Annotated in this window: 30 protein-coding genes; 2 read left to right on the forward strand and 28 right to left on the reverse strand. The window is 41.7% G+C overall.

Going from position 1 to position 26,286, the window contains the following annotated elements:
* Positions 1–149: 149 nt before the first annotated feature.
* From cccB to degS, 25 genes are all read right to left on the reverse strand, one after another.
* Complete coding sequence (gene cccB, locus MOC09_RS12440; RefSeq protein WP_268360485.1) at positions 150–488, reverse strand: cytochrome c551; 339 nt, start codon at positions 486–488, stop codon at positions 150–152.
* A gap of 48 nt (positions 489–536) precedes the next feature.
* On the reverse strand, positions 537–1,382 hold the full coding sequence (locus MOC09_RS12445) for a YitT family protein (RefSeq protein ID WP_268370675.1): 846 nt from the start codon (positions 1,380–1,382) through the stop codon (positions 537–539).
* Positions 1,383–1,546: 164 nt separating this feature from the next.
* A protein-coding gene (gene prfB, locus MOC09_RS12450; protein WP_268360487.1) for a peptide chain release factor 2 occupies positions 1,547–2,648 on the reverse strand; the annotation gives its coding sequence in 2 pieces (ribosomal slippage) (positions 1,547–2,575 and positions 2,577–2,648; 1,101 coding nt in all).
* A gap of 68 nt (positions 2,649–2,716) precedes the next feature.
* Entirely contained in the window at positions 2,717–5,242 is a 2,526-nt protein-coding gene (secA, locus tag MOC09_RS12455) for a preprotein translocase subunit SecA (protein WP_268360488.1), read from the reverse strand.
* Positions 5,243–5,409: 167 nt separating this feature from the next.
* Positions 5,410–5,979 (reverse strand): ribosome hibernation promotion factor, encoded by a 570-nt coding sequence (gene hpf / locus MOC09_RS12460; RefSeq protein WP_268360489.1) that lies wholly within the window; start codon positions 5,977–5,979, stop codon positions 5,410–5,412.
* A 189-nt stretch (positions 5,980–6,168) separates the two neighbouring features.
* Positions 6,169–6,546: a hypothetical protein gene (locus tag MOC09_RS12465; RefSeq protein WP_268367160.1), complete on the reverse strand. Its 378-nt coding sequence runs from the start codon at positions 6,544–6,546 to the stop codon at positions 6,169–6,171.
* Positions 6,547–6,555: 9 nt separating this feature from the next.
* Positions 6,556–6,897: a flagellar protein FliT gene (locus tag MOC09_RS12470; RefSeq protein ID WP_268360491.1), complete on the reverse strand. Its 342-nt coding sequence runs from the start codon at positions 6,895–6,897 to the stop codon at positions 6,556–6,558.
* On the reverse strand, positions 6,894–7,295 hold the full coding sequence (fliS, locus tag MOC09_RS12475) for a flagellar export chaperone FliS (RefSeq protein ID WP_268370677.1): 402 nt from the start codon (positions 7,293–7,295) through the stop codon (positions 6,894–6,896). The genes MOC09_RS12470 and fliS overlap by 4 nt, the downstream gene beginning before the upstream one ends.
* A 21-nt stretch (positions 7,296–7,316) precedes the next feature.
* On the reverse strand, positions 7,317–8,813 hold the full coding sequence (locus tag MOC09_RS12480; RefSeq protein ID WP_268370679.1) for a flagellar hook-associated protein 2: 1,497 nt from the start codon (positions 8,811–8,813) through the stop codon (positions 7,317–7,319).
* 17 nt (positions 8,814–8,830) lie between these two features.
* On the reverse strand, positions 8,831–9,160 hold the full coding sequence (flaG, locus tag MOC09_RS12485; protein WP_268370680.1) for a flagellar protein FlaG: 330 nt from the start codon (positions 9,158–9,160) through the stop codon (positions 8,831–8,833).
* Between the two features lie 233 nt (positions 9,161–9,393).
* Positions 9,394–10,308, reverse strand: coding sequence for a flagellin Hag (hag, locus tag MOC09_RS12490; RefSeq protein ID WP_268370682.1), 915 nt, complete (start codon positions 10,306–10,308; stop codon positions 9,394–9,396).
* A gap of 145 nt (positions 10,309–10,453) precedes the next feature.
* On the reverse strand, positions 10,454–10,678 hold the full coding sequence (gene csrA / locus MOC09_RS12495) for a carbon storage regulator CsrA (RefSeq protein WP_268370684.1): 225 nt from the start codon (positions 10,676–10,678) through the stop codon (positions 10,454–10,456).
* A complete protein-coding gene (gene fliW / locus MOC09_RS12500) occupies positions 10,672–11,103 on the reverse strand; it encodes a flagellar assembly protein FliW (protein ID WP_268370686.1) in 432 nt (143 codons plus the stop codon). Before fliW ends, csrA begins: the two co-directional genes overlap by 7 nt.
* 20 nt (positions 11,104–11,123) lie before the next feature.
* Positions 11,124–11,699, reverse strand: coding sequence for a DUF6470 family protein (locus MOC09_RS12505; protein WP_268360497.1), 576 nt, complete (start codon positions 11,697–11,699; stop codon positions 11,124–11,126).
* Positions 11,700–11,745: 46 nt separating this feature from the next.
* Positions 11,746–12,642, reverse strand: coding sequence for a flagellar hook-associated protein FlgL (gene flgL / locus MOC09_RS12510; RefSeq protein ID WP_268360498.1), 897 nt, complete (start codon positions 12,640–12,642; stop codon positions 11,746–11,748).
* A gap of 9 nt (positions 12,643–12,651) precedes the next feature.
* Positions 12,652–14,175 carry a flagellar hook-associated protein FlgK gene (flgK, locus tag MOC09_RS12515; RefSeq protein ID WP_268370688.1) on the reverse strand — a complete coding sequence of 508 codons (1,524 nt, stop codon included), beginning with the start codon at positions 14,173–14,175 and terminating at the stop codon, positions 12,652–12,654.
* A gap of 18 nt (positions 14,176–14,193) precedes the next feature.
* Positions 14,194–14,676, reverse strand: a complete 483-nt coding sequence (gene flgN, locus MOC09_RS12520) for a flagellar protein FlgN (RefSeq protein WP_268360500.1) — start codon at positions 14,674–14,676, stop codon at positions 14,194–14,196.
* Between the two features lie 15 nt (positions 14,677–14,691).
* On the reverse strand, positions 14,692–14,958 hold the full coding sequence (gene flgM, locus MOC09_RS12525) for a flagellar biosynthesis anti-sigma factor FlgM (protein ID WP_268360501.1): 267 nt from the start codon (positions 14,956–14,958) through the stop codon (positions 14,692–14,694).
* Between the two features lie 80 nt (positions 14,959–15,038).
* Positions 15,039–15,458 carry a TIGR03826 family flagellar region protein gene (locus MOC09_RS12530; RefSeq protein ID WP_268360502.1) on the reverse strand — a complete coding sequence of 140 codons (420 nt, stop codon included), beginning with the start codon at positions 15,456–15,458 and terminating at the stop codon, positions 15,039–15,041.
* A gap of 72 nt (positions 15,459–15,530) precedes the next feature.
* A complete protein-coding gene (locus tag MOC09_RS12535) occupies positions 15,531–16,253 on the reverse strand; it encodes a ComF family protein (RefSeq protein ID WP_268370690.1) in 723 nt (240 codons plus the stop codon).
* Positions 16,217–16,513, reverse strand: a complete 297-nt coding sequence (locus MOC09_RS12540; RefSeq protein ID WP_268360504.1) for a late competence development ComFB family protein — start codon at positions 16,511–16,513, stop codon at positions 16,217–16,219. Before MOC09_RS12540 ends, MOC09_RS12535 begins: the two co-directional genes overlap by 37 nt.
* Before the next feature lie 59 nt (positions 16,514–16,572).
* Positions 16,573–17,955, reverse strand: coding sequence for an ATP-dependent helicase ComFA (gene comFA / locus MOC09_RS12545; protein WP_268370692.1), 1,383 nt, complete (start codon positions 17,953–17,955; stop codon positions 16,573–16,575).
* Between the two features lie 106 nt (positions 17,956–18,061).
* Positions 18,062–18,907, reverse strand: coding sequence for a DegV family protein (locus MOC09_RS12550; protein WP_268370694.1), 846 nt, complete (start codon positions 18,905–18,907; stop codon positions 18,062–18,064).
* A gap of 97 nt (positions 18,908–19,004) precedes the next feature.
* On the reverse strand, positions 19,005–19,694 hold the full coding sequence (gene degU / locus MOC09_RS12555) for a two-component system response regulator DegU (RefSeq protein WP_003219701.1): 690 nt from the start codon (positions 19,692–19,694) through the stop codon (positions 19,005–19,007).
* A gap of 82 nt (positions 19,695–19,776) precedes the next feature.
* A complete protein-coding gene (gene degS, locus MOC09_RS12560; RefSeq protein WP_268360507.1) occupies positions 19,777–20,934 on the reverse strand; it encodes a two-component sensor histidine kinase DegS in 1,158 nt (385 codons plus the stop codon).
* A 216-nt stretch (positions 20,935–21,150) separates the two neighbouring features.
* Between degS and MOC09_RS12565 the strand changes: the two genes are divergently transcribed.
* Positions 21,151–21,804, forward strand: coding sequence for a YigZ family protein (locus tag MOC09_RS12565; protein WP_268370696.1), 654 nt, complete (start codon positions 21,151–21,153; stop codon positions 21,802–21,804).
* The gene (gene tagV, locus MOC09_RS12570; RefSeq protein WP_268360509.1) at positions 21,804–22,991 is read left to right on the forward strand and encodes a polyisoprenyl-teichoic acid--peptidoglycan teichoic acid transferase TagV; all 1,188 of its coding nucleotides are present in this window, start codon (positions 21,804–21,806) and stop codon (positions 22,989–22,991) included. The genes MOC09_RS12565 and tagV overlap by 1 nt, the downstream gene beginning before the upstream one ends.
* A gap of 70 nt (positions 22,992–23,061) precedes the next feature.
* Here the strand turns inward: tagV and MOC09_RS12575 are convergent, their stop codons facing one another.
* The 3 genes from MOC09_RS12575 to tuaG form a co-directional block, all read right to left on the reverse strand.
* On the reverse strand, positions 23,062–24,138 hold the full coding sequence (locus MOC09_RS12575; protein ID WP_268360510.1) for an MraY family glycosyltransferase: 1,077 nt from the start codon (positions 24,136–24,138) through the stop codon (positions 23,062–23,064).
* A 144-nt stretch (positions 24,139–24,282) separates the two neighbouring features.
* On the reverse strand, positions 24,283–25,476 hold the full coding sequence (gene tuaH / locus MOC09_RS12580) for a teichuronic acid biosynthesis protein TuaH (RefSeq protein ID WP_268370768.1): 1,194 nt from the start codon (positions 25,474–25,476) through the stop codon (positions 24,283–24,285).
* A 28-nt stretch (positions 25,477–25,504) separates the two neighbouring features.
* Entirely contained in the window at positions 25,505–26,263 is a 759-nt protein-coding gene (gene tuaG, locus MOC09_RS12585; protein ID WP_268360511.1) for a teichuronic acid biosynthesis protein TuaG, read from the reverse strand.
* Between the last annotated feature and the right edge of the window lie 23 nt (positions 26,264–26,286).

Raw genomic sequence — 26,286 nt, forward strand, 5'->3', positions numbered from 1 at the left:
TGTAAAAAGATGAAAAATCTGAAAGTTTCTTTTTTCAATACACTTCATTATACGTCAAATTTAGACATAATACTATTACAGTTTCTTTTCATTCATATTGTCATGGCATAAAAAATCCTTGCCTGCATTGCGGCAAGGATTTTCTCATCTTACTTTTTTTCTGACAGCCATTTGGCAATAACGGCGGCTTCTTTATCTTCTACAAGCCCCTTTGGCATATTGCCGCGGCCGTTTTTAATAATGCTTTCAATTTTGTCCTCGTCGTATTTGCCTCCGACCTCCTGGAGATTAGGACCTGATACACCTTCTAAATCCTTGCCGTGGCAGCCTACGCAGCTTTGCTGATATAACTCTTCCCCTTCGGATGCAGAGGCTTCGGTCTTGCTGCCGGTGTCTGTCTTCTCTTCTTTTGCATCATTTGAACCGCAGGCAGCCAACAGAACAGAAAGCGCAAATACAAGCATTAGTATCGATAACTTTGATTTCATGTTGAGAAGCACAACTCCTTTACGATCTCTTCCATATTATAACCTCGTTTAAGCGCGTTTGAAACCCTCGCCCAGCACCTCGCTCGCGTCTGCCACGATCACAAACGCAGACTCATCAATCTGTTTGACGATTTGTTTCAATTTGGTGAATTCAGCTTGCCCAACCACACACATTAAAATCGGACGTTCATCGTCCGTATATCCGCCGACCGCAGAGATTTTCGTAACGCCTCTGTCAATCTTCTGTAAAACGGCTTCCTTAACAGCCTGCTCCTGCTTTGTAATAATGAGCGCCATTTTTGAACGATTGAAGCCGACTTGAACGACATCAATGGTTTTGCTGGAGACAAAGACCCCAAGCATGGCATATAAGCCTTGCTCAATATTAAATACAACCATAGCCGAAACGACAATCAATCCGTCAATGAGGGCGAGACACGTCCCCAACGACAGACCGGAGTACTTATGAATGATCTGTGCAGCCAAGGCCGTTCCTCCCGTCGATCCTTTCCCTAAGTACACAATGCCAATGCCGACACCGATGCCGACACCGCCAAAAATCGCCGCCAGAAGCTCATGATGAGTAGCGGGCTGAATATCCCTTGTCAAAAATACAACAAGCGGCAAAAACACAGAACCCGCAAGCGTCTTAAGGCCAAATTTTCCGCCAAGCAAAATGACACCGGCAATAAATAAAGGAATATTAATAATCCACTGTACATATGCAGCTTCATAACCATATGACTGTAAAATTGTACTAATTCCGCTGACACCGCCGGCGGCAATCTTATTTGGAAGCAAAAATACATTAAAGGATACGGCTGTAATCGCTGCCCCTATCAGTATGTATACATAATCCCGCAAAACCCGTAGTGTTTGATTCCGAACATCCATCATATATCCTCCGTTTCTCCAATGCTCTCCGATAGCATTTTAAGCCTTCCCCGATTAGATGTAAATAACACCCAAATGCAGTGGTAATATGCTAAAGCAGCAGTGAAATCAAGGGTTGAAGGAATGAAAAAACACACCTGCATCTATCAGGTGTGTTTTTCTGGTTATGAAAGCTTAGAACGCAGGTAGGCATCGATAAATGTATCAATATCTCCGTCCATTACCGCTTGAACGTTCCCCATTTCTGTATTGGTCCGATGGTCTTTTACCATGGAATACGGATGGAATACGTAAGAGCGGATTTGGCTGCCCCAGCCGATTTCTTTTTGTTCACCGCGAATTTCATCAAGCTCTGCCTGCTGTTCCTCAATTCTGCGCTGATACAGCTTGGCCTTCAGCATTTTCATAGCTCTTTCCCGGTTTTTAATTTGTGAGCGCTCCGTTTGGCACGTCACAACCACATTCGTCGGCAAGTGGGTAATCCGAACAGCTGAATCCGTCGTATTGACGTGCTGTCCGCCCGCGCCGCTTGCACGGTACGTATCGACTTTAATATCCTCTGTACGGATATCAATATCAATTTCATCGTTAAATTCAGGCATGACTTCACATGAAACGAAAGACGTGTGACGGCGGCCTGATGAATCAAACGGTGAAATCCGCACGAGACGATGGACACCTTTTTCCGCTTTGAGATAACCGTAAGCGTTGTGCCCTTTGATCAGCAATGTGACTGACTTAATTCCGGCCTCATCACCTGGAAGGTAATCGAGCGTTTCCACCTTAAAACCGCGGCGTTCTCCCCATCTGGTATACATTCTGAGAAGCATAGAGCCCCAATCCTGTGACTCTGTACCGCCGGCACCAGGATGCAATTCTAAAATTGCATTGTTTTTATCATACGGCTCACTCAGAAGAAGCTGAAGCTCAAATTCATTGAACTCTTTCGTCAATGATTTTAGTTCTTTTTCAAGCTCAAGCTGGAGGTCTGCGTCCGGCTCTTCTTTCAAAAGATCATGAGTCATTTGCAATTCTTCATGGGATTCATTCAATTTTTTATACGAATTGACGTAATCCTTTATACCGTTAGCTTCATTGATGACTGTTTGGGCTTTCTGCTGATCATTCCAGAATTCCGGATCAGCCATTTGTTCATCTAGCTCAGCAATGCGGGCCTCCTTTGATTCGAGGTCAAAGAGACCCCCTAAAGTCCGCTAAACGAGAAGCCATATTTTCGAGCTCTGCTCTGATTTCTGATAATTCCATTCCATTCACCTCATTAAAAGATCCGCGGGCGCCACAGGCGCCGCGGTCAGTACCCTTGCCTAAGCGAACTATTCAGTCCGGCCGCAGCAATTTTTATATTTTTTTCCGCTTCCGCAGTGGCACGGGGCATTTCGGCCGATATCAACCACTTTGCGAACCGGTGCTTTTTTTGCTTTCTTGTTATCATCGCCTTCTTGCGGCTGATGAGCCGTTGTCTGGCCTTGTACAACCTCTTCACGCTCCAGATTGTTTTCAATCTCAGCCTTCATCACAAATTTTGCGACCTCATCCTCAATTGATTCAATCATATGCTCAAACATCGCAAAGCCTTCCATTTGATACTCACGCAGCGGGTTTGTTTGCGCGTAAGCACGAAGGTGAATCCCTTGGCGAAGCTGATCCATCGCATCGATATGGTCCATCCATTTGGAGTCGACGGCGCGAAGCACGATGACTTTCTCGAATTCACGCATTTGTTCTTCGCCGAATTTTTCTTCTTTTTCATCATATTTGGTCATGATGCGGTCCATGATGAGCTCATGCATTTCATCCGGCTCTTTGCCGAAAATATCGCTCTTCTCAAGCGCACCTTCATCAAGGTAAGTCGTGTTGACGAGCTCAACAAGACCATCAAGCTTCCATTCCTCAGGAAGCTCTTCTTTTGGCGTATAGGCTGCAATTGCCCGTTCGAGAGAAGATTTGATCATATTTTCAACGATTTCACGCAGGTTTTCAGAGTCGATAACTTCAAAGCGCTGCTTATAAATGACCTCGCGCTGCTGGCGGAGAACATCATCATATTGCAGAAGCTGTTTACGTGAATCGAAGTTATTTCCTTCAACGCGTTTTTGAGACGATTCAACCGCACGGGATACCATCTTGCTTTGAATTGGAGTAGAATCGTCCATTCCGAAACGGTCAAGCATCGCCATTGTCCGCTCAGCCCCGAATCTGCGCATCAATTCATCTTCCATAGAAAGATAAAATTGGGTAATCCCCGGGTCTCCCTGACGTCCGGAACGCCCCCGAAGCTGATTGTCAATCCGGCGTGATTCATGGCGTTCCGTTCCGACAACAGCAAGGCCGCCAAGCTCTTTTACACCCTCGCCAAGCTTAATGTCCGTTCCGCGCCCCGCCATGTTTGTCGCAATGGTAACTGCGCCTTTTTGGCCGGCCTCCTCAATGATCTGCGCTTCGCGTTCATGGTTTTTGGCGTTTAACACTTGATGCGGGATCCCTTTGTTTTTAAGCAGCTTAGAGATCAGCTCAGACGTTTCAACCGCAACCGTACCGACAAGAACAGGCTGCCCCGTCATATAACGCTGTGCAACATCCTCTGCAACCGCCTTAAACTTTCCTTCCATCGTGCGGTAAATTAAATCCGGGCGGTCGTCACGGATAACAGGTTTGTTAGTAGGGATCGTAACAACCTGCATATTGTAGATGTTGCGGAATTCTTCTTCCTCTGTCTTAGCCGTACCCGTCATACCGGCAAGCTTTTCATACATCCGGAAGTAGTTTTGGAACGTAATGGTCGCCAAGGTCATGCTCTCATTTTGAATTTCAAGCCCTTCCTTTGCTTCAATCGCTTGGTGAAGACCTTCGCTGTAGCGGCGGCCTTTCATCAGACGTCCCGTAAAGGAGTCTACAATGACAACCTGGCCGTCTTCCACTACATAGTCAACATCCTTCTGCATCGCAGCGTGCGCTTTTAAGGACTGGTTGATATGGTGGTTGAGCGCGACATTCTTCACGTCAAACAGGTTATCGATGCCAAACGCTTTTTCAGCCTTTGTCATTCCTTCTTCCGTCAGCTGTACACTCTTCGTTTTAATATCATACGTATAATCCTTTTCTACTTTTAACGTACGGACAAAAGCATTTGCCTGTACATACAGCTTAGTGGATTTTGCAGCTTGTCCAGAAATAATCAGCGGCGTTCTCGCTTCATCAATTAAAATAGAGTCAACCTCATCGATTACCGCAAAATGAAGCGGGCGCTGAACCATCTGCTCTTTATAAAGAACCATATTGTCACGCAGATAGTCGAAACCAAGCTCGTTGTTTGTGGAGTAAGTAATGTCAGCGGCGTAAGCTTCCCGTTTTTCGTCTTTTGACATTGAGTTTAAATTCAAGCCGACAGTCAAACCGAGAAACTCGAAAATTTTCCCCATCTGCTCAGCGTCACGGCTTGCCAAGTATTCATTGACAGTCACGACGTGTACGCCTTTACCGGTTAACGCATTTAAATAAACAGGCAGAGTCGACGTTAACGTTTTCCCTTCCCCTGTTTTCATTTCCGCGATATTTCCATCATGAAGCGCCACGCCCCCCATGAGCTGGACTTTAAACGGAAACATGCCTGTTACACGGCGTGAAGCTTCCCGAACAACGGCGAATGCTTCAACAAGAAGATCATCAGTTGTCGCCCCTTTTTCAAGGCGTTCTTTAAATTCAATCGTTTTATGTTTCAGCGCGTCGTCAGAGAGATTTTCATAGTCTCCGCGAATCGCATCAATATCGTTAGCTATTTTTTCGTATCTATTCAGCGTACGTTTTGTTGGATCAAACATTTTATTTAAAATTCCAAGCATTTATAACGCTCCTCTATCTTTACATGCCTGTTTTGCAGGCATGTATACATAATTTGCTAGTCCATGTATACCTCTCATTATCATATCATACCTTTTGTTATTTCCAAAGAATTTGCAAATAAGAAAAACAAAAACCTTCCGCAGATATCGCGGAAGGCCTCTCTTCATTATTCAGTCGGTTCAATCAAGCCATATTTCCCATCATTTCTGCGGTACACGACATTTGTAAGGTTTGTTTCCGCATTAGTAAAAACGAAGAAATTATGGCCTAGCATATTCATTTGCAAGATCGCTTCTTCACTATCCATCGGCTTTAAATTAAACCGTTTCTGACGGACAATGTCCAAGCTCTCCTCATCTTCTATTTCATCCTGAACCGCAATATCTGTTTCTGAGCCAAGGCCGTTTGCCAGTAAATATTTTGGAGAGCCCTGCTCACGGAATTTACGGTTTACTTTCGTTTTATGCTTACGGATTTGACGTTCCAGTTTGTTTGTTGCGAGATCAATTGCGTTGTACATATCCTCGTTATGCACCTCGGACCGAAGCGCCAGATCTGTCATCGGAATTGTAACCTCAACTTTAGATTCCTTGTCATTGTAAAACTTCAAGTTGACGTTCACATCAGCATTCACGCTATGGTCAAAATAACGCTCCAGCTTGCCGATCTTCTTCTCGACATGATCCTTTAACGCGGGTGTCACTTCAATATTTTCTCCTCTGATGTTATAGTTCATCAAAGAACGCCTCCCTTTTATTAAGGATATGTATCTATTTCTCCTTTACCCTTTACAATTCCTGCTGAAACGTAAATCTTATGTGAAAATTCAGTGAACTTTGTCGAATTGTGTTTGTAGTGCTGATGTATTGGCGGTTTGGAGGTATATGTATATGCTGATTGTAAGAAACAAATACCTCTCCCTCGCCTAATTGATTACAAAGGGCTCCATACATTGATGAATGGACAACATCCATTTTCTATAATGGATCAGAAAATGTTCTTTTAAAAACTCACAGAACTCATGAGAGGGAAAAGAGAAAGATACCAATTGATCAAACTCCTCAAAAATTTCGTCAAATGCTTTAACACATATTTCAGCACACCGCGTATTCATCACAAACAGGAGTGTTGAATGTGTGGAATCCAAATAAAAAAAGGCTTGGATCAGATCCTGGTAGATCCGATCCCCTTCTGTTTTTGATAAATTCTGTTCAGCTTCTATCAAATAACATAGCCCTTCCTCAATGGTAAAAAGAAGATGATAATAAGCTGATAAAAGCGTATAATCTTCAATGCTCTTCAAGGCACTCACCTATTTACGCTTGTCATAATATGTGCCGTCAATCGTAAGGTTGTTATAAGGATTTAAATACGTCGTGTGCATTACTCGTTTCCTTTTTACCTGCTGAAGTTCTGCTGCGATTGACTGCTTCAGTCTTTCCATTTCCTTCACAATAAGCTGATCCCATGTCAGCACAAGCTTTATCTGCTTTCGCTCTTCATCAGAAAGCGGCAGAGATATCTCCTGAATAAGGTCAGAGCGTTTAGCCACAAAGTCTTCAATCTGCTTTAAAAGTTCATCGCTTTCCGGTGTATTTTGTATGTGTGACAGCATACTCTCCGTCTCAGTGTATAGTTGATCTATGTTTTTCATGCGATCCCGCCTGATCCGTGCCGGTCCTTCCGTTCACTTTGAATGGCCTGTTTCCAAGCATCGCGAAAATCTGTTACATAGCCTTCAACCTCAGCCAGCATACCCTTATCATTTTTGATATTTGCCTGCACCAATCTTCGATACATATAATCGTACATCGCACCCATGGAAGCGGAAAGCTCTATATTACGGTTAAGCGTAAAATTTAATTCCTGAATGATATTTTGCGCTTTAATCAGGTTTTCATTTTTACGTTCCATATCATCATTCTCAATGGCCTGAGAGGCAAGTCTTATAAATTTCAAACAGCCATTATACAGCATAAGCGTCAGTTCACCGGGTGTAGCGGTATTCACTGAATTTTGCTGATAGGCTGTATAAGGATTTTGGATCGCCATGTGTCATCCTCCAAATTACATTTATTGTACAAGAAGCTGTGATAAATAGGACGCTTGTTCGTTCATTTTTTGAATCGCAGAATCCATTGCACTGAATTTTGTATAATAGCGGTTTTCTATGGTATTCAATCGGTCCTGCATATCAGTTATCTCATTACTAATTGAGTTCAAATTTTTTCCGATAGAATAATCGCTAGCTCCCATTGTCGAGTTCCCAGCTTTAGCTTCAATACTTTTTACAGTACTTCTAAGTGTATTAGTAATCCGCTTCATAATACCTTTATCGCTGTAGTTACTATCGTTTGTTCCGCTTGTAAAAAGATTAGCAACCCCTTGAGGATCTTCTGCTATTTTTGCTTTCAATTTCTCTTCGTTAATCTCTAAGTGTCCTCTCAGTTGGTAAGCACTTGAAGTTGTGATACCAAACTCAGTTAATTGATATGTTTTACCATTCGCATTTACTTGAGAATATAAATCCGTCCGCATTTGGTTTGTGCCAGTACTTATGCTTATATCATTTCTCAGTAGTCCGCTTTTTGCCTTCTCTTCCCAGAGCTCTACCTCCTTATCTGACATAGCCTCTTTTTGTTCACTCGTCAGCGGAGTGTAGTCCCTGTATTTTGTTTCTTGTAATTTATTATTTAAACTATCAACCAAATCATTATATTTATCTACAAATTCTTTAATTTTGTTATAAATCCCGTCAACATCAGTTGAAACAGATGTGGTAACAGGGCCTGTGGCTGCAGTTGTATTTTTGATCGAGTAGGTAACACCGTTAACCGTGAAATTGTTTGTCAGCTTCTCCATTTCAAAGCCGTTAATTGTGACTTTTGCATTTGTCCCTTCCTTGTATGCAGTGAGCTTATTATCAGCGTCTAATGAAAAACCGAGCTGGCCGGACATAAAGTCGGCTGTAGCAGAGTCTGCTGCCTGTATGCTGCCTCCTGCACCTGTTGCTTTAGAAGAAAACGCAATCGTTTCTACATACTCTGTACCGTTCCAAATTTTGTCTTTAAATGCTGATACGCCTAGATCTGAGTTGTTAATTTTAGTAATTACATTATCAATCGTATCGGCGCTCGTCACACCGATATTCACTGATTTTGCTGTTGTTTCACCGGGTGCGATTACATTAAAAGTCAAATTATAATCTCCCTGTGTATATCCTGAATAACTACTGGCTTTATAAGTTGCCGCAGTTGCTAAGCTTGCTACTTCGACAGTAGAAGATGAGTTTGGTGCACTTACACTACCTGTAGCAGTCAAAACAGACTCATTTGAACTTGTTACAGTCTTACTCTGGTATACACTTGGATATGTTAGTGTATTTTGAGATATATAATCCTGCAATTCTTTTATTTTTGAGTTTACTTCACGATAGCTGTCACGCTGCCATTCAAGGGTCTGCTTTTTTTGAGTCAGCTTATCAAGCGGCGCTCTTTCTGTCTGCATCAGCTTTGATACGATATCATCTATGTCCATTCCCGACGCCAGACCTGTTATTCTCGTAACCATTTCGAACCACTCCTATTCTACTTTTTTTCATCTACAAATAATCCAAGAAATTCAGTCATAGCTGCATAAAAATCAAGCCACCGTTTTGGCGGAATTTCACGGATCACTTCATTTGTAGAGTCTTCTATTACCTTTACATAGTATTCATTTAACTTTTCATGAAGCTCAAACTTCAGGTGAACTTGCGAAGGTTCCAAAAGCTTGTTCATCTCCCCTACCATTTCAGCAAGATTAGTATAAGAAACAAGATGAACGGGAACCTCACTGTCATGATCTTTCTGATTATGTATTTGAGCATCGTAACGATCCCAAACAGGTTGTAACGTAGTGAGCCTTTCAATATTCAATTGATCATCCCCTATGCCCCAATCTATCGTTTATATCGACTAAGTCGAGTTAAGATTACACATATTTTTTGGAAAAAACTCATTCGTTTTATATTTCTTGTTTGAAGATACATTTATACAAAGGTAGTGGAGAATCCGGTTATTATATCATGAGTTAGAGAAGCAAGGAGAATGATTCGGAGTTAGAAATATAAAATAAAAGACCTCGGCAAACGCCAAGGTCTTTTTCAAAATTAACGTAACAATTGAAGTACGTTTTGCGGCTGTTGGTTCGCTTGAGCAAGCATCGCTTGAGAAGCTTGAGAGAGAATGTTGTTCTTTGTGAACTCGCTCATCTCTTTCGCCATGTCAACGTCACGGATACGAGACTCAGCAGCTGTCAGGTTTTCACCAGAAGCGCTTAAGTTGTTGATTGTGTGCTCAAGACGGTTTTGTACCGCACCAAGCTTAGCACGCTGAGAAGAAACTTGGTTGATCGCTTCATCAACAATTTTCAATTGATCGTCGAAACCAATATCAGCTGTATTTGCTGCATTATCAGCAAATTTTGTTACATCAAGGTCATTAACAGAATGAAGAGCTGCAATTGAACCATCAGCTTCTTTAATTCCAAGAGCGTCAGCACCCATATCCTCAATATTTACAGAGATTTGCTGTGTCGCATTTGCTCCGATTTGGAAAACCAAGTTCTTTTGGTTTGCAGGAGTAGCTGCGTCAACTTTGTAAGTACCATCTAACAATTTCTTACCATTGAATTCTGTACGATTTGAAATACCATCGATTTCATCTGTTAAAGCTGAAATTTCATCTTGAATAGATTGTAAGTCAGTTGCTTTATCCTGAGTCCCAGTGTTTCCTGCTTGAACAACTAGTTCACGAACACGTTGAAGGATCGCATGAGTTTCAGTCAATGCACCTTCAGCTGTTTGGATAAGAGAGATTCCATCTTGAGAGTTTTTAGAAGCCATTTCAAGACCTCTGATTTGTCCTCTCATTTTTTCAGAGATCGCAAGACCCGCTGCGTCATCTCCCGCACGGTTGATACGAAGACCTGAAGAAAGTTTCTCCATGTTTTTTTGGCTCGCACTGTTGTTTGAAGACAAACGGTTCAGTGTGTTAAGTGCTGCGATATTGTGGTTAATTCTCATTGTTTTGTTCCTCCCTGAATGTGTTGTTACGGCACGTCCTTGTGCCTTGTTTTTTTGTAACTGGCGGAGTATTCGCACCTCCTCCCGGCTACATCATTAATATCGGATTGTCTCTGATTTTGTTAATACAAAAATAAAAAAATCCTCACTTTTTTTGTGAGGATAATGCGGAGATCACATCGCTGGATAACGTTGCCGCGCGGTTATTTTCTTCTTGAATGGTCAAGTAAATTTCTTTCCTGTGAATATCAATATGCTTTGGGGCTTCAATTCCAAGCTTCACTTGATCCCCCTCAACCGCAATCACTTTCACTTCAATATCAGTGCCTATTTGAATCGCTTCGTTTATTTTCCGCGATAAAACTAGCATGATTCTCCTCCAATCGGATGCTTTGTCGTATATGAGGAGTCGTGTAAAACGACTTGCTTAGCCATCATGTTCTTGCGATTCACAATAATGGGAGCCAATAAATTGGCAGTAGATTTTTCGAACGGCTCTGCCATGGTCAATATTGTCATGACTTCTACCTCTTCAATATTATCGATATCCAAAAGTTCAGCAGTTGATTCATCAAGATCAAATTCATAATTCTTAAAAAAGATAAACGGACTTACAACGATGAACGCAAGATTTTCTGAAGTGACGGACTGCAGCGCCACGAATGGAGAGTCTTCCGAAAGCGGAAGAATGACGAACTGTTTTTCTTCTAAAAAACCTGGAATCCCGTTTTCAAAAAGGATGATTTGTTCTTCTTTTACGTTCATTTGGCCATGGTACTTAGTTTGAATGATCATTGTTCACGATCCTTTACTTTTTACTTTTCGGGTGATTCTTTCGGGTATTCTACATCTATTTTTAAATCAGGGTATTGGAGCATGTCAACCTTAACATTTCCCGGCGTATATTCAACTATTGGCTTATTCGGTTCAGCCTGAATAACAGGCTTTCGCGGCGTAATCTGAATATCAAGCTCTGATGGGGCATATTGTATTTTCACCCTTGAAAGAGAAGGAGCATAATGTTCTCCTAATTGAATTTGGTGCAGCTCAGAGTTCCTCCTTGCTTGTGAGGCGATTGGATTCCCCTTATTTTCGATTCTCATAAGCTCGTCACCTTCTTCTGCAGTGCGGGCTATTCCCTCCATTACATCCTCATGTCCTTGTTGGGCAGCTTCTGCGATCCGTTTGAATATATGCTTTCTGTCTAATTCTTCCCATGCTTGCGTTTGGTCAATCGTGAGTTTTCCAGGTGTCACGGATATTTCCATTTCTGCACTTGGCTGTTCGATCTCAAGATCGGCTTGCGGCTGCTCCATTTTTAAACTGGCGGGCGTCGTTGTTAAACCAATTTTCCCTTGAACACTGTGCATAATCAATCTGGGAATTTGCATCACTATACCTCCTGAACTATAAAAAAAGCGAACTCCTGAGAGCCGCTTACTTTAAAAAGTCAATTAATGTAGGCTGGACAATTTGCGCATTTACAGCCAAAGTAGCTCTATGCACGCTTTGCTGCGCAATAAATTCTGTTATTACTTCTTCCAGTTCTACATCTTCATTGTCTGATAACACTTTTGTAGCTGTTTCTTCTTGAGCTGAGAGTCTTGTATTAATCAGTTCAAGACGATTATATCTTGCTCCAAGATCTGAGCGTTCAGCACTCATGCCCTCAGAAAATCGATCAATATCATTTAAAACGCTGTCCATGTCATCGAGTGAACCTGAACTAAGTGCTTTTTCAAATGAGTCAAGCATTTCAAAGACATTCTGTCCGCTTTCAGAAGTGCCCCCAAAAGCTGACTTTGGATCTGAATTCACTTTTAATGTCATATTATTAGATATATTGACTATGACATCAGCAGTATCAGAGATTGTATAAGTTCCGTCTCCGTTATCTGTAACCGGAGGCTTGTCTGAGTTTGTGCCATTAAAAATATATCTGCCGTTCACTTGTGTATTCGCAATATTTAAAAGCTGCTCCTTTAACTGCTTCACTTCTACGCCAATCGCTTGCCGCTCTGCTTCACCGTTTGTGTCATTTTTTGCTTGAATAGCTAATTCTTTGACTTTTGATAAAATATCAATTCCTTCAGTGATGTTCGTTTCTGTGTTTTCAAGCCAGGTAAACGCTTGAGAAGCATTACTTTGATATTGCTGGACTTGAGACAGTTGTGTATTATACTTTAAGCTTTTCATTGCTACTACAGGATCGTCGGAAGCCTTTGTGATTTTTTTCCCTGACGAAATCTGTGATTGAAGTTTATCCAGCTTCGAGTAGCTTGAACCGATATATCTCAATGAGTTTTGCTGAATCATGCCTTGTGTTACTCTCATTTGATCTACCTACCTTCCTCCGACACCCATGCCATTGATCACTTTATCAAGGATTTCGTCTTGTAAAGTCACCATTCTGGCAGCAGCATTGTACGCGTGTTGGAATTGAATCATATTCGTCATTTCTTCGTCTAAAGAAACTGCGCTCATTTGCTGCCGGTTTATGTCGGCGTCATTAAGCTGTGTTTCTGTATTAGACGCCAATCGATTTGCTTCTTGCGCTTTAATTCCCAGCTCACCAATCAGGCCCGCATAATAATCTAACACACTGGTTTCTTTACCGTTAATGGTTATTTTACCGGTTAAAACATTCGCTAAATTTGTAGCATTTGAGTTATCGTTGGCTGCACCAGTCAGTGAGAAAGCAATGTTTGCGCCTTTTGAATCTAAAATGCTGTCAGTAACTTTAATCTTGCCAGCTGCCCCTTTTGCCGGCTCAGTTTCACCACCGGTAAAATCAAAAAAGTCTCCGCCTTGATCCCCGCTCTTGGTCAAACCATTTCTGTGCACCTCATTAAAAGCTTTTGCGAATTCAAGTGCCATCTTGTCAAGGTCAGAAAGCATTTCCGGGTATATGCCCTTTTCTTGGCCATCTGCTGTAATATACCCGTATGACTCCACAAATCCTAAAAGAGATCCCTTACTGGTGAATGACTCAGTCTGTACAGCATTGTCTCCGATTGAAATACTTGATACTAACCCAGTTTCAGTATCATAGTTGGCTGCAAGTTCTGAAACCTCGTAATTTTTACCGTCCAAAACAGTTCCCAGAGATTGTTTATTCTTATCAAGAATTTCAATGGATACAGTCCCTTCAGCAGAAGCAAGCGCATTCCCGCCTGACTTGTTGTAGCTGACCTTAATATCAACCATTGAGGATAATTTATCGATCAACACATCTCGCTGATCGTATAAACCATTCGGAAGAAGCCCGACCGGTTCTACTTGTGCAATTTGCTTATTTAAACTGTTTAATTGAGAAAGTAGAGAATTGACATCCAACACAGTTGTATCCAGTTCTGCTTTTAAGTTCGATTGAACATTGGTGAGCGATTCAGAAATATAATTAAACGTTTCTGCTACAGTTTTTCCTTTTTCAGAAACAACGGAACGCGCACTGTCTTCATTTGTATTATTTGATAATTCCTGCAGGGAATTCCAAAACGAATTGAGCACACTGTTCAAGCCGCTGTCATCTGTCTCATTTAAAACGCCTTCCATTTGGGACAGCGCATTGGCTTTCGTGTCATAGTATCCGGCACTGTTGTTTTGAAGACGGTATTGGTAGTCAAGAAAGATATCTCTTATTCTCTCAACAGACTTCCCTTGAACTCCTGTTCCCATTTGTCCTGCAGTTTTTTCTGCATTTTTTGATACAGCAGGGAAATAGTCAGTTGCCTCCAAAGAGACTCGCTGTCTTGTATAACCATCAGTATTGGCGTTTGCCACGTTATTTGCAGTAGTGCTTAACGCTGCTTGCTGAGCGCTTAATGCCCGCCTTGCAGTTTCAAGCCCCATAAAGCTAGATGTCATATTCTGAATTCCTTTCTGCTAAGCTTTTGAATCAAATAATTTCATTCGGCTGCTCTTCGGAAGCTCAGCTTTAATTGATTTGCTGTAATTGATGCTGTTTTCCTTAGGAACCAGCATATCGTACGAAATAGAGATGAATTGCAGTGCGTCTCTCGTCAGCTGCCTATTCATCTCATTCACTTCTTTCAATCGTCCGAGAACTTTAGAAAGTGATTCATATAGTTGTTCCAGCTCTTCCTTTTCTCCGCGTGAAGTTTTGGCAATACATGCGGAAATGGTGTTATTTTCGCTGTACCCCAGAAAAGCGGAAGTTGCTTTGATCCGGTCATCTTCTGTTTGGCCGATTGCCTGAATATATTTTTGCTCTTTTGTCAAAATGTTAGAAAGCTCTTTTGTTTTGCCGGCTTTGAGCGCTTCCGTCTTTTCCTCAGACAGCGTGAGCAGGTGCTCATGCAGAACGCAAAGTCGCTTCAATAGTTCAATAATTGGCTTTGCTGACATGGGCTTTCTCCTTTTTTATTGCTTTTTATAAAAATTAATCATATTTTTTGCTATATGATTTGCGTCTACTTTGTATGACCCATTTTCAATTTGTGCTTTAAGCTGCGCAATTTTTTCCTGGCGTGAACCAGCGACTGCGTCGGATGCATTTTGCATTTCTTTAGCCTGTGATGAAATTTCAATTTTATCTTGAGGCTGTGCAGCTGTTTTTTGCACCGTTTGCTTTTCATAATTTTTTTGATATGGATTAACGGATTGTGTTCCAAATTGATTGATTTTCATAGGATTCCTCTCGCTTTCCGTTGCAGTCTTTAAACAATCTTAACCCTTTTATCGACTGCGTTTTCAGTTAGTTTAGGGAATCAGCTGTTTTTGGTATTATAGGCATAGTATGTGTCTTTTTTACTATTTTCCTTCTCGATTTTCAGGGCGTCCTCGTGGTTCAAATGATCCATTTGAGCCTTTATATCAGACTGGCAAGCCTTGCAGAACTTGCCTTCTCGAATCGATGCTCCGCACCTTTCACATGGATATGCCAAATTGGGAAGATGAGAGATTTGAATCCGCTTCTGCCTGATGAATTTCAATATCAGCTCTTCTTCTACACCTGTTTCCTCAGTTATCCGGTTCAAAGTTGATTGCCGGTTTTCCTGTTTTCTTAAAAACTTATAGACAGTTTCAAATGATTTTTCTTCTTCCTTAATACACGCCTGACATACGGTTTGCAGCTTTGTTTTTAAAAATAAAGCATTGCATTTCGGACAATTCGCCAGTTCTCCCATCTTTTTTCTCCTTATAAAATAATATGCCTGTGTTAATTTCTAGTGATTATATCGGCATAAAAACAGAATCATTTAGCTTCTGATTAAGGTAAAAGATGCCACTGAACGGGCTTTTCCTTTTTCTAATAAGCAGCGGGCTGCAAAATGCAAAGTGGCGCCTGTTGTATAAAGATCGTCTATTAAAATGATATTCATACCTTCGGCTGAATTGTTCTCTGTATCAAAAATACACTCTGAAAGCAGGCGTTCTGTTTTCTTTTTCTTGGACTGTTTCTCATTGTTCAGGCGAATAAGGGGATGGTGGACAGGCCGGTCTAAGCATTCTGCCAGAAGCTGTGCCTGGTTAAATCCGCGCTCTTTCTCCCGTTCCTTGCTCAGCGGAATAGGAACAAGAACAAAATGCTTATCGGGGTAAACCTCTGAGAAGGTTGAGGAAAAATCGCTTTTAAATGCATGTATGATTTCTGCATCTCCTCTGAATTTAAAACGGGAGAGTGTTTCTTTCATCATATCATTATAGGTATAAACTGAACGGTTTTGGCGGAGCAGCAAGCTGTCACTTATCATTGATTTCCACGTCTTGCAATCCCTGCATACCGCATGAATGGCTTGAGGTCTGCCGCATAAGGTACACATATGTCCTGTGATTTTCTTTAATTTTCTTCTGCAGGAATTACAAACCTTTTCGTCAGGCTTTAATAAAAAAAGAGCTCTCCATGTAATAGCTTGAGAAAATTGTGAATCGCATAATAGACAGATCAGTTTATGAATGCCTCCTCCTGCTTCGTTTGGCACTGATCGCTTGGATTCTCTGATACCATAGCAGCAGATTCAGCCAAAATCACTAGCATGGCCGTATTTTTTTGTTTATCTACCAGCTCAGCTTTTGTATAAGCGATCTTTTTAAGATCAGTGACGTAGGATGGTGTTACTTTGTTTAACGAAAGTGCCAATACATCGTTTTTGCATACTTTGCAAGTACAGGTCATATGAAGCTGGTCCATATATCGGTCGAGCAGTTCTTTCATTACAATTTCTTTTGAATTGACAAGCATTTGTACAGCTCCTCATCATCGGTTATATGAGTATACTGTACCATGTTTTCGAATAATGGCTAGCCTGTACATTCATTTTTCGCTGCCAAATCATTCATTTCTTTTATATGCTTTCGTGCATCCAGCATACTCTTTGTTTTACCGTAGTGAAAGAAAATGACATCACCGTCCGCATGCTCTTTATGCCGGCCTGTTCTTCCGGCAATTTGAACAAGTGCGCTTTCCGTAAAGATTGGTGATTCCGCCCCTAATACTCCCGTCTGCACCTTAGGAACCGTGACGCCTCTTTCTAAAATTGTTGTTGTGAGTAAGAGATCAAGCTGACCGTCTCGGAATTGCTGAACTTTTTCTTTTCTGTGCTTATCTTCCGCATGTACAGACGCTGTTCGGCAATTAACATCTTTAAAGCAGGCTGCTGCCTTTTCCAAAACAGAAACTGAGGGAACAAATAAAAAAACAGGCCTCCCTTCTTTCACATGAAACGCTACCCATCTTTTTACCGCTGGCGGAACTTTGCTTCGGTTTAATTTCTTTTTCCAGTCTCCGCACCAAATAAAGCGCGGTTCCGGCAAAGGTTTTTTGTGGTATCTTGCTGGAATCCGAACTGAGTCTAACTGTCCGTTCAGTGCTTTTCTTTTTAATTCTTTAGGAGGTGTTGCACTTAGGTAAACAAGGGTGCTGTTTTTCTTTCTTGCTTTTTGAACAGCGAATTGAAGAGTTTGATCTACGGAAAACGGAAAAGCATCAACTTCATCCACGATCACAACGTCGAATGCGTCTTTATAGCGCAAAAGCTGATGTGTAGTGGAAATCATAAGTGAAGATAAAAGCCCTCTGTCCTCGCTTCCTCCGTAAAGCGCTGAAATGTCTGCCCCCTGAAAGGCAGCCTTGAGTCTCGGGGCAAGCTCTAGTACAACATCGGTGCGGGGTGTCGCAATACATACACGCAGTCCTTGATTTAGCGCTGATTCTATACCGGGGAATAGCATCTCAGTTTTGCCAGCGCCGCAAACTGCCCAGATGAGGAGCTCTTCTTTTTTTGATATTGCTTTAATTAAAACATTGGCGGCTTGTTGCTGTCCGCTTGAGAGCTTGCCATCCCACGTCAGCTTAACCGGCCGCCAGTTTGGTTCATTATCCTTTTTCCATGAATATAAAGGAACATCCTCACTCACTCTGCCCATCATGACACAGGAACGGCAATACAGATGTTTTTTTCCAGATGAGTGATAAAAAGAAAAATACCGTTGATCATTTTGTCCGCATCTATTACACCTATACCCGCGTTTATTTATGGATATAGAGTTTTGAGCGGTGATATAGCCATTTTTAATATGCCATTCAATCATCTCATCGGAAAATGGGAGTTCAGTTCTAAGCAGGTGACGGCTTTGAAGGGCCTCCTGCAATTCTTTTGAGAAAGAAATGTTCTTTTCAGTCACATAGAACCGCCTCCTTTCGAGACAGTATGCCTGAATGAATATTTCCTGTCCAACAATCAAAATTAGAATATAAAAAAATCTCCGTTGCTAAAACGGAGATTTTATATTATTTAAAACACCAGCAAATTCCGAGCGCGCCTTCCCCCAAATGAGTGCCGATAACCGCGCCAAAATAACTGTTATAAAATTCAACATGAGGATATTTTGCAGAAAGCTCCTCAATGATTTTCGCTGCTTCTTCTTCTCGATTAGCGTGGATAACAGCAGCACACATAGGCAATCCTTTACTCGCATCTTCGTCTAAAAGCTCATAAATTCGCGAAATGGCTTTTTTACGTGTGCGAATCTTCTCAAAAGGCACAATTACCTTATTGTCAAAATGAAGAATAGGCTTTACCTTTAGAAGACTCCCAATAAAGGCTTGGGCGCTGCTTAATCGTCCGCCCCGCTGAAGGTGGGCCAAATCATCTACCATAAAATACGCCCGCACTGTTTTTTTCATTTCTTCGAGTTCTTTTATGATATCTTCCGGTGATGATGCTCCATTTTTGATTAATTCAGCCGCTTTAAGCGCATAAAATCCTTGGGCCAAACAGCTGATCTCTGAGTCAAATGGATAAACGTCAATATTGTCGACCATAGTGTCAGCCGCTGCTGCACTGCTGAATGTCCCGCTGATCCCGCTGGAAAGATGGATACTGATAACAGCATCATAAGTCTTGCCAAGCTCTTCATATAAAGCAACCAGCTCGCCGATTGGCGGCTGAGAAGTCGTCGGAAGTTCGGTATGTTTTTTTACTTCTTCGTAAAAGCTTTTCCAATCCAATTCGATTTCTTCGCGGTAAGTTTCTTCTCCAAAAACAACCTGCAGAGGGATCATATGTATCTGATGCTGTTCACGCATTTCTTTCGGAATATATGCCGTGCTGTCTGTTACTACTGCAATATTCATAGCTTCGATACCTGCCTTATTGCTTTATAACTCTATTGTAAGGGAAACGGCAGCCTAAAAAAAGACCTGCCTCATAAAAGGCAAGTCTTAATTTCCACTATCTCATTTCTACCCAGCCATTTTTAATGGCGACCACAACGGCTTGCGTTCGGTCGTTTACATTCATTTTTTGTAAAATATTACTTACATGGTTTTTAACGGTTTTCTCACTGATAAACAATGATTCACCAATACCGCGGTTGCTTTTTCCGTCTGCAAGCATCTGCAGCACTTCACATTCCCGCCTAGTTAAAATATGTAATGGTCTGCGGATTTCAGGGTAAACCTCATGCTGAGGATGTGCAGAAACTCCGCTTGTTGCAAGGCGGCGGAATTCGTTAACGAGGTTGTGAGTAACCTTCGGATGAAGGTAAGAGCCACCCTCGGCAACTACTTTAACCGCTTCGATTAATGTATCAGCATCCATCTCTTTCAGCAGATAACCTCTTGCGCCTGTTTTCAGGGCATGTGTTACATAATTTTCGTCATCGTGAATTGATAGAATAATTACTTTAGATTCAGGATACAGCTCTACAAGCTGTTTTGTAGCTTCCACACCATTTACGTTTGGCATATTGATATCCATGATCACAACATCGGGATGATAGTGCTCAACAATACGAGCCGCTTCGTCTCCGTCGTCACCTTCGGCTACCACTTCAAAGGTAGGTTCAAAATCCAATATCCGTTTAACACCTTCACGAAATAACTGATGGTCGTCGATAATAACAATGTTTACTTTAGTCACAAGCCACGCCTCCTTGTATTATTGTTCTATATACTCTAGCATTCGGTCAATATGCCTTTTGGCTCTATTTTACAAATCATAGTCAAAGAGATAACGGAACCTTAATCATAATAAATGTCCCAAGACCTATTTTCGAATCTATTGTCATCGTTCCTTCCAATAAATCTACTCTTTCTTTCATGCCAAGCAAGCCGAATGATTTGTTTTTCTTCTCTTTTGCTTCCTTCAGGTCGAACCCTTTGCCGTTATCTTTTATCATTAAAATCACAAAATCCGTTGTGATCTCAACTTTGACTGTAATTTCCTCAGATTCAGAATGCTTTAGCGCATTAGACACAGCTTCCTGTGCGAGCCGGAAGAGCGCAACTTCAAACTGGGGCGCTAGCCGCCTATCCTCTGTTTCACCGATGCACTGAAAATGTATTTTCACATTTCCGTTATATTCCTCAGTTGTATATAGATATTTTCTTAAAGTTGGAATCAGGCCTAGGTCATCAAGGGCCATCGGTCTTAAATCATATATAATCCTTCTCACTTCGTAAAGGGCATTCCGCACATTTTGACGGAGATTTTTAATTTCTTGGAATCCGTCCTCAGCACCCCGGTCACGGAAAATCCGTTCGATTAATTCCGATCTCATCATTACATTTGCCAGCATTTGAGCAGGTCCGTCATGAATTTCTCTTGAGACTCTTTTTCGCTCTTCTTCCTGCGCCTCAATAATTCTCAAGCCGAAATCCTGTTTTGCCTGAGCATCAGCAAGAAGCAGTCCGACCTCGCGCAAATCCTGATTCAAGTAGTTGAGCACAACTGTAATTTGGCTTACTAATGATTCAGAGCGCTCAATGATTTCCTGAAGGCCCAACAATCTGCGCTCTAAATCATCACGGCGTTCGCGCAGTTGCTTTTCACGCTGCTGGATCATCGTCAATTCCACCTGCAGCTTATGGGCTTTTTCGTAAGCATTGCGGATTTCTTCTTCACTGAATCTATGAAAATTCCGGCTGACCTCGGATAAACGATTTCTCGCATGTCGGGTTTGCACTTCAAGTTTATCGCCAAGCTCGATTACTTCATAAACCTGCTGTTTAATTTGTTTCAGTTCTTCAACCAGCTGTTCATACTGCTGGCGTGACTGCTCCCCGATTTGAAAAACCTCATCCTTGCTCCCGTCAACGGTTTTCAGCATCTTCATCAAAATAGAATCCAGCACTTTGGAATCCATCTTTGTTTTATTCATAATTTCCCTCCGTCACGGCGTTGTCATATATTTTTATTATAAATGTAATTGATCTGCAAATTGTGTCGAATTATAATGAAAGAATGCGTATATTCTAGAAATAAACATTTTTATATACCTTCTATTCTTTATGATACCAAAATACGCACAAAAATTCTAAAGACTGTACGAATTTGTATGGGCAGTCTTTTATGCTTAGCAGGAGGGTCAGCAAGCATGCTGCACAGCTATTTTACTGTGAAAGAAGCAGGAGAACACGAGATTGTTATAGAAAAATCGCGTTTTATCTGTCATTTAAGCCGTGTTTCTACAGAACAAGAGGCACAGGAATTTATACAGAAAATAAAGAAACAGCACTGGAATGCGACTCATAATTGCTCGGCTTACGTAATTGGCGAGAACGATCATATCCAAAAAGCCAATGATGATGGAGAACCAAGCGGTACAGCGGGAGTGCCGATGCTCGAAGTATTAAGAAAACGCGGTCTTAAGGATACCTGCGCCGTCGTTACACGATATTTCGGAGGCATTAAACTTGGGGCCGGCGGATTAATTCGCGCTTATGGGAAATCAGTGTCTGAAGGATTAAATCATATAGGTGTTGTAGAACGGAAGCTCATGCGCGTCATGCATACTTCCGCAGATTACACTTGGCTTGGCAAGATAGAAAATGAATTAAGGGAATCACAATTTCTGTTAAAAGAAATCCATTATGCGGAAAATGTTGAATTCGAAACATATGTGGAAGAAAAAGATACTGGCGCATTTTCTGAATGGATGACAGAACTGACAAATGGAAAAAGTGATATTAAAGAGGGAGAGTTGACGTATCTTGAAAAAGCCGTCAATCACATAAAGGAGACTGAATAATGGCTGAACGCGTTAGAGTGCGTGTGCGAAAAAAGAAAAAGAGCAAACGCAGGAAAATTTTAAAAAGAATGATGTTATTATTCGCCCTTGCATTATTGGTAGTCGTAGGGCTTGGAGGATATAAACTATATAAAACCATTAACGCTGCGGATGATTCGTACGATGCTCTTTCCCGCGGAAATAAATCAAATCTTCGCAGCGAAGTGGTAGACATGAAGAAAAAACCGTTTTCTATTTTATTTATGGGAATAGAGGATTACGCGACAAAAGGACAAAAAGGGAGATCAGACTCTCTTATTGTAGTTACCCTTGATCCCAAAAATAAAACCATGAAAATGCTGAGTATTCCCCGTGATACACGGGTGCAATTAGCCAGTGACACAACTGGAAGCAAAACAAAGATTAATGCCGCTTACAGCAAAGGCGGAAAAGATGAGACAGTTGAAACCGTTGAAAACTTCTTGCAAATCCCGATTGATAAATATGTCACAGTTGATTTTGACGGATTTAAAGATGTGATTAATGAAGTCGGCGGCATTGATGTAGATGTGCCTTTCGATTTTGATGAAAAAAGTGACGTAGACGAAAGCAAACGGATTTACTTCAAAAAAGGCGAGATGCATCTAAACGGCGAGGAAGCCTTGGCGTATGCCCGTATGAGAAAACAGGATAAACGCGGCGACTTTGGCCGTAATGACAGACAGAAACAAATCTTAAACGCGCTGATTGACCGAATGTCAAGTGCAAGCAATATTGCTAAGATTGATAAAATCGCAGAAAAAGCGAGCGAAAACGTTGAAACCAATATTCGCATTACAGAAGGTTTAGCGCTTCAACAGATTTACAGCGGCTTTACCAGCAAAAAAATCGACACCTTGAGCATTACAGGTTCTGATTTGTATTTAGGGCCAAACAACACGTATTATTTTGAACCGGATGCAACAAATCTGGAGAAAGTCAGACAAACGCTCCAAGAGCATTTAGCTTATACTCCAGATACCAGCAGCACTGACACTACCGGTACCGGAAGTTCAACATACGGAACGGACAGTTCAAGCAGTTCCGACAGCACCGGCACAGATGAAAGCACAACAACTGACGGTACGACGAGCGGAAGCAGCTATTCGAATGACAGCAGCACAAGCTCAAACGGCACAACAAATTCAACAACTGATTCATCCTATTAAAAAATGCCCGGTCCTTTAGAGGATCGGGCATTTTTGTAACGAAAAAACTCCGGCCACTCAGCCGGAGTTTTTAATTCCTTTTTAACAGCCGTTTATAGAATTTCGTAAACGGCTTGAATTTTTCATTCACAAGTCCTGTCACTTCTGCAATGATCTGCATAAAAATAATTAAAATGAAGATAATAAACAAAGAGAGCCAAATTGTGGCACTTTTGAGCACAATTGCACTTATGCTGAAAATAAATCCAATCAGATAAATCACAATGACCGACATCCGATGTGAAAGGCCAAAGGCCATCAGTCTGTGGTGAATATGGGACTTATCCGGCGCCGAAATCGGCTGTTTGTTTAATATTCTCCTGATAATAGCAAATGTTGTATCAAAAATTGGCACACCTAAAATAATAATCGGAATAACGATACTGAATAATGTTACGCTTTTATACAGTCCTAATAATGAAAGAATTGAAATACTATACCCTAAAAAAAGTGATCCTGTATCACCCATAAAGATTTTTGCTGGATGAAAGTTGTAAAACAAAAATCCCAGCGTACTGGCGATTACAACCAATGAGAGGGACAGAATCAGTATTTTTCCGCCGGATAGCGCCATGACGGCGATTGTTGACAGGCCGATAACAGAGAGACCGGCGGCAAGGCCATCCAATCCGTCAATCAGGTTAATTGCGTTTGTAATCCCGACAATCCATAATACTGTCAGCGGATAAGCCATCCACCCTAACTCAAATCGTTCTGTTAAAAAAGGTACTGAGAAAAAGTCCATTTTTAAGCCGGTGCTTACAATCATAATGGCAACACCTAATTGAATCAAAAACTTAACTTTTGCACTTAATTGATATTTATCGTCAAGAATTCCTAACACAATAATGATGAATGCTCCGACTGTAATAGCCGTCATTCTTGTTTCTGTGTAAATACCGGATGCAAGCACGCCTGCAACCACCCCGATAAATATGGCCAGCCCGCCCATCCGGGGCATAATTTTGTCATGTACTTTTCGATTGCTGGGCTGATCAACTGCACCTATTTTAATCGCAATCCTTTTTACGATTGGGGTTATGATTAAAACTGTAAGCAGCGAGACAATAAACGCAACAACAATGCGAATCATGCGTTCGTCAAGCATAAAGAAGTCTCCTTTGGAATTAAATGAAGTCTTTATTTAGATAGAGAACCGTTCCTTCCATTATACCTTCTCCTTAGTTATTATAACAAGCTTCATCAAAAAGAAACACGTATAATCAAAAAACGCGCATCCCAATTTATAGGACTACGCATGTTTTTGAATCCCTGTATACTTCATGATTTGTTTAAATAAGCAGTTCCAATCTTGCGCGCGGGCAATGTTTCGGCGCATTTCTTTATACCTTTCATCTCCGTTTTGGGCGAGGACTTTTTCGCACGCGGCTATAAAATCAATCGGATCATCGCCTTCTACATATTCGTATATATACGGCTTTTTCATTTTTGATGTTGACGGAAGATTAGAGCCGACAACAGGCTTTCCTGCCGCTAAAAATTCAAATAGTTTCAGCGGAAACACGGCTTGATTATACGGTGAATTTTTATATGGCATCATGCCGATATCGATAAGCTCCATATAATGCGGAACTTCCTTTGGATCCGCCGGGCCGGTCCATATGACATTGGGAAGCCTCAGCAGCTTTTGAAACGAGGCAACTCCGTTGGTGGCATCCGGACCAACCCATAAAAATGTCCAATCAGGCTTTTGTAATGCAGCTTCTTCAATCATTTTAAAATCGAGCTTAGGTTTAATCCCACCGATAAAGCCTAATACTGTTCCTTCTCTTCCCTGTAATATACTGCGATCAGGAGCTTTCTTATTTGCAGAAAACAGCTCAAATTCAACCCCGTTCTCGACAGTATGAACCTTTTCTCGTCCTGCGGTCAGTTTTTTGTCTACTTCTTTGTGAAGATAATCCGATGAACAGGTAATGGAATCTGCACGATGTATAATTCTTATCTCCGCCGATTTAATGACTTTTCGCCGGAATTCAGACAGCAGATTTGAACGGCCGCTGATCGGCGCTGCCCATAAGTCACTGCAATCATAAATAACCTGATCCCAGGGATACAGCGAAGACAACAGCGGGAACCCAGGGAACGTGTACCACAAACAGCAGCGTTCACCGTTTGCAGAAGCAGTTTTCAGCTCATCAAGTAAAGGGGAGAGCTTATGCCTGTAAAAGACATCTGTATATCGCCCGAAGCGAAACATTTTTTTCTGCAGCAGGTCTTTGACGGCGAATTGCCTGATGCCTGAACGGACCTGCTGGAATTCACTTTCTTGGGGGCGCGGAGCCGGGCACACCCAAATGACTTCCTTCGTTCCCTCCTGAGCGGCTAAAAACTCCGCCAGCCGGTGCCTTCTGTATCTCAATTGGTCTTTTCCCCATTCAGCAGTGGCAACGATGACATGAATCATTGTTTCTTTTGTTTCCACCTTCATCACCTTTTCTCTCTGTTTGCGGCTATAATCTTTTTTTCACCGCATTTTTCGCATATTGTACAAAACACCATGTGGCTTTGATCAAATGAAGCCGCTCAATCTCCCTGTAAACAAACCACGTTTTTTTTGCGGCCTTCCATTTGTTGCTGGATATCGAGTTATCTACAAGCCGATATTCAGCCAGGCATTCATTCATTCCATAGGCGGTAAATCCCTTTTTCAAAAGAGACAGCCATGTGGCTAAGTCCTGTCTCGTTCTGATATTCGGCATTTGGATCTGTCCCGTTTGCTCCCTGTCAATCATCACCGTCAAACAGCCGATAATCGTGTTTTTCAGAGCGTCATCGTACGTCAGACTTTCCGGGGCATGAATAAACTTATCAAGCGGAGTCCCGTCTTGGGCCATTAGGCTGTAGCCTGTGAAAGAAAACGCACAGGAACGCTCCATCATAAAATCAAGCTGCTTTTCCAGTTTGTCTTTTTTCCATTTGTCATCACTGTCCAAAAATGCGACATAACGTCCTTGAGCGCGCTCCAATGCTTTGTTTCGAGCAACCGCTGCTCCGCTGTTTTCTTCCAGATACACGACATGAATTCTTTCATCTATTTTTTCATATTGCTGTAAAATGTCGCGTGTGCCATCCGTTGAGCAATCATCCACGATAATCATTTCCCAATGAGAGTGGCTCTGATCTAACACTGAATGAATCGTGTCTTCAATATAGTCACGCGCATTATAAGAAGGCGTAATGACAGATACGAGAGGTTTCCAATTGGTCATGATCACATCTCCATCATATGATT

The organism is Bacillus sp. N12A5 (genome assembly GCF_026790125.1).
Lineage (GTDB): Bacteria > Bacillota > Bacilli > Bacillales > Bacillaceae > Bacillus.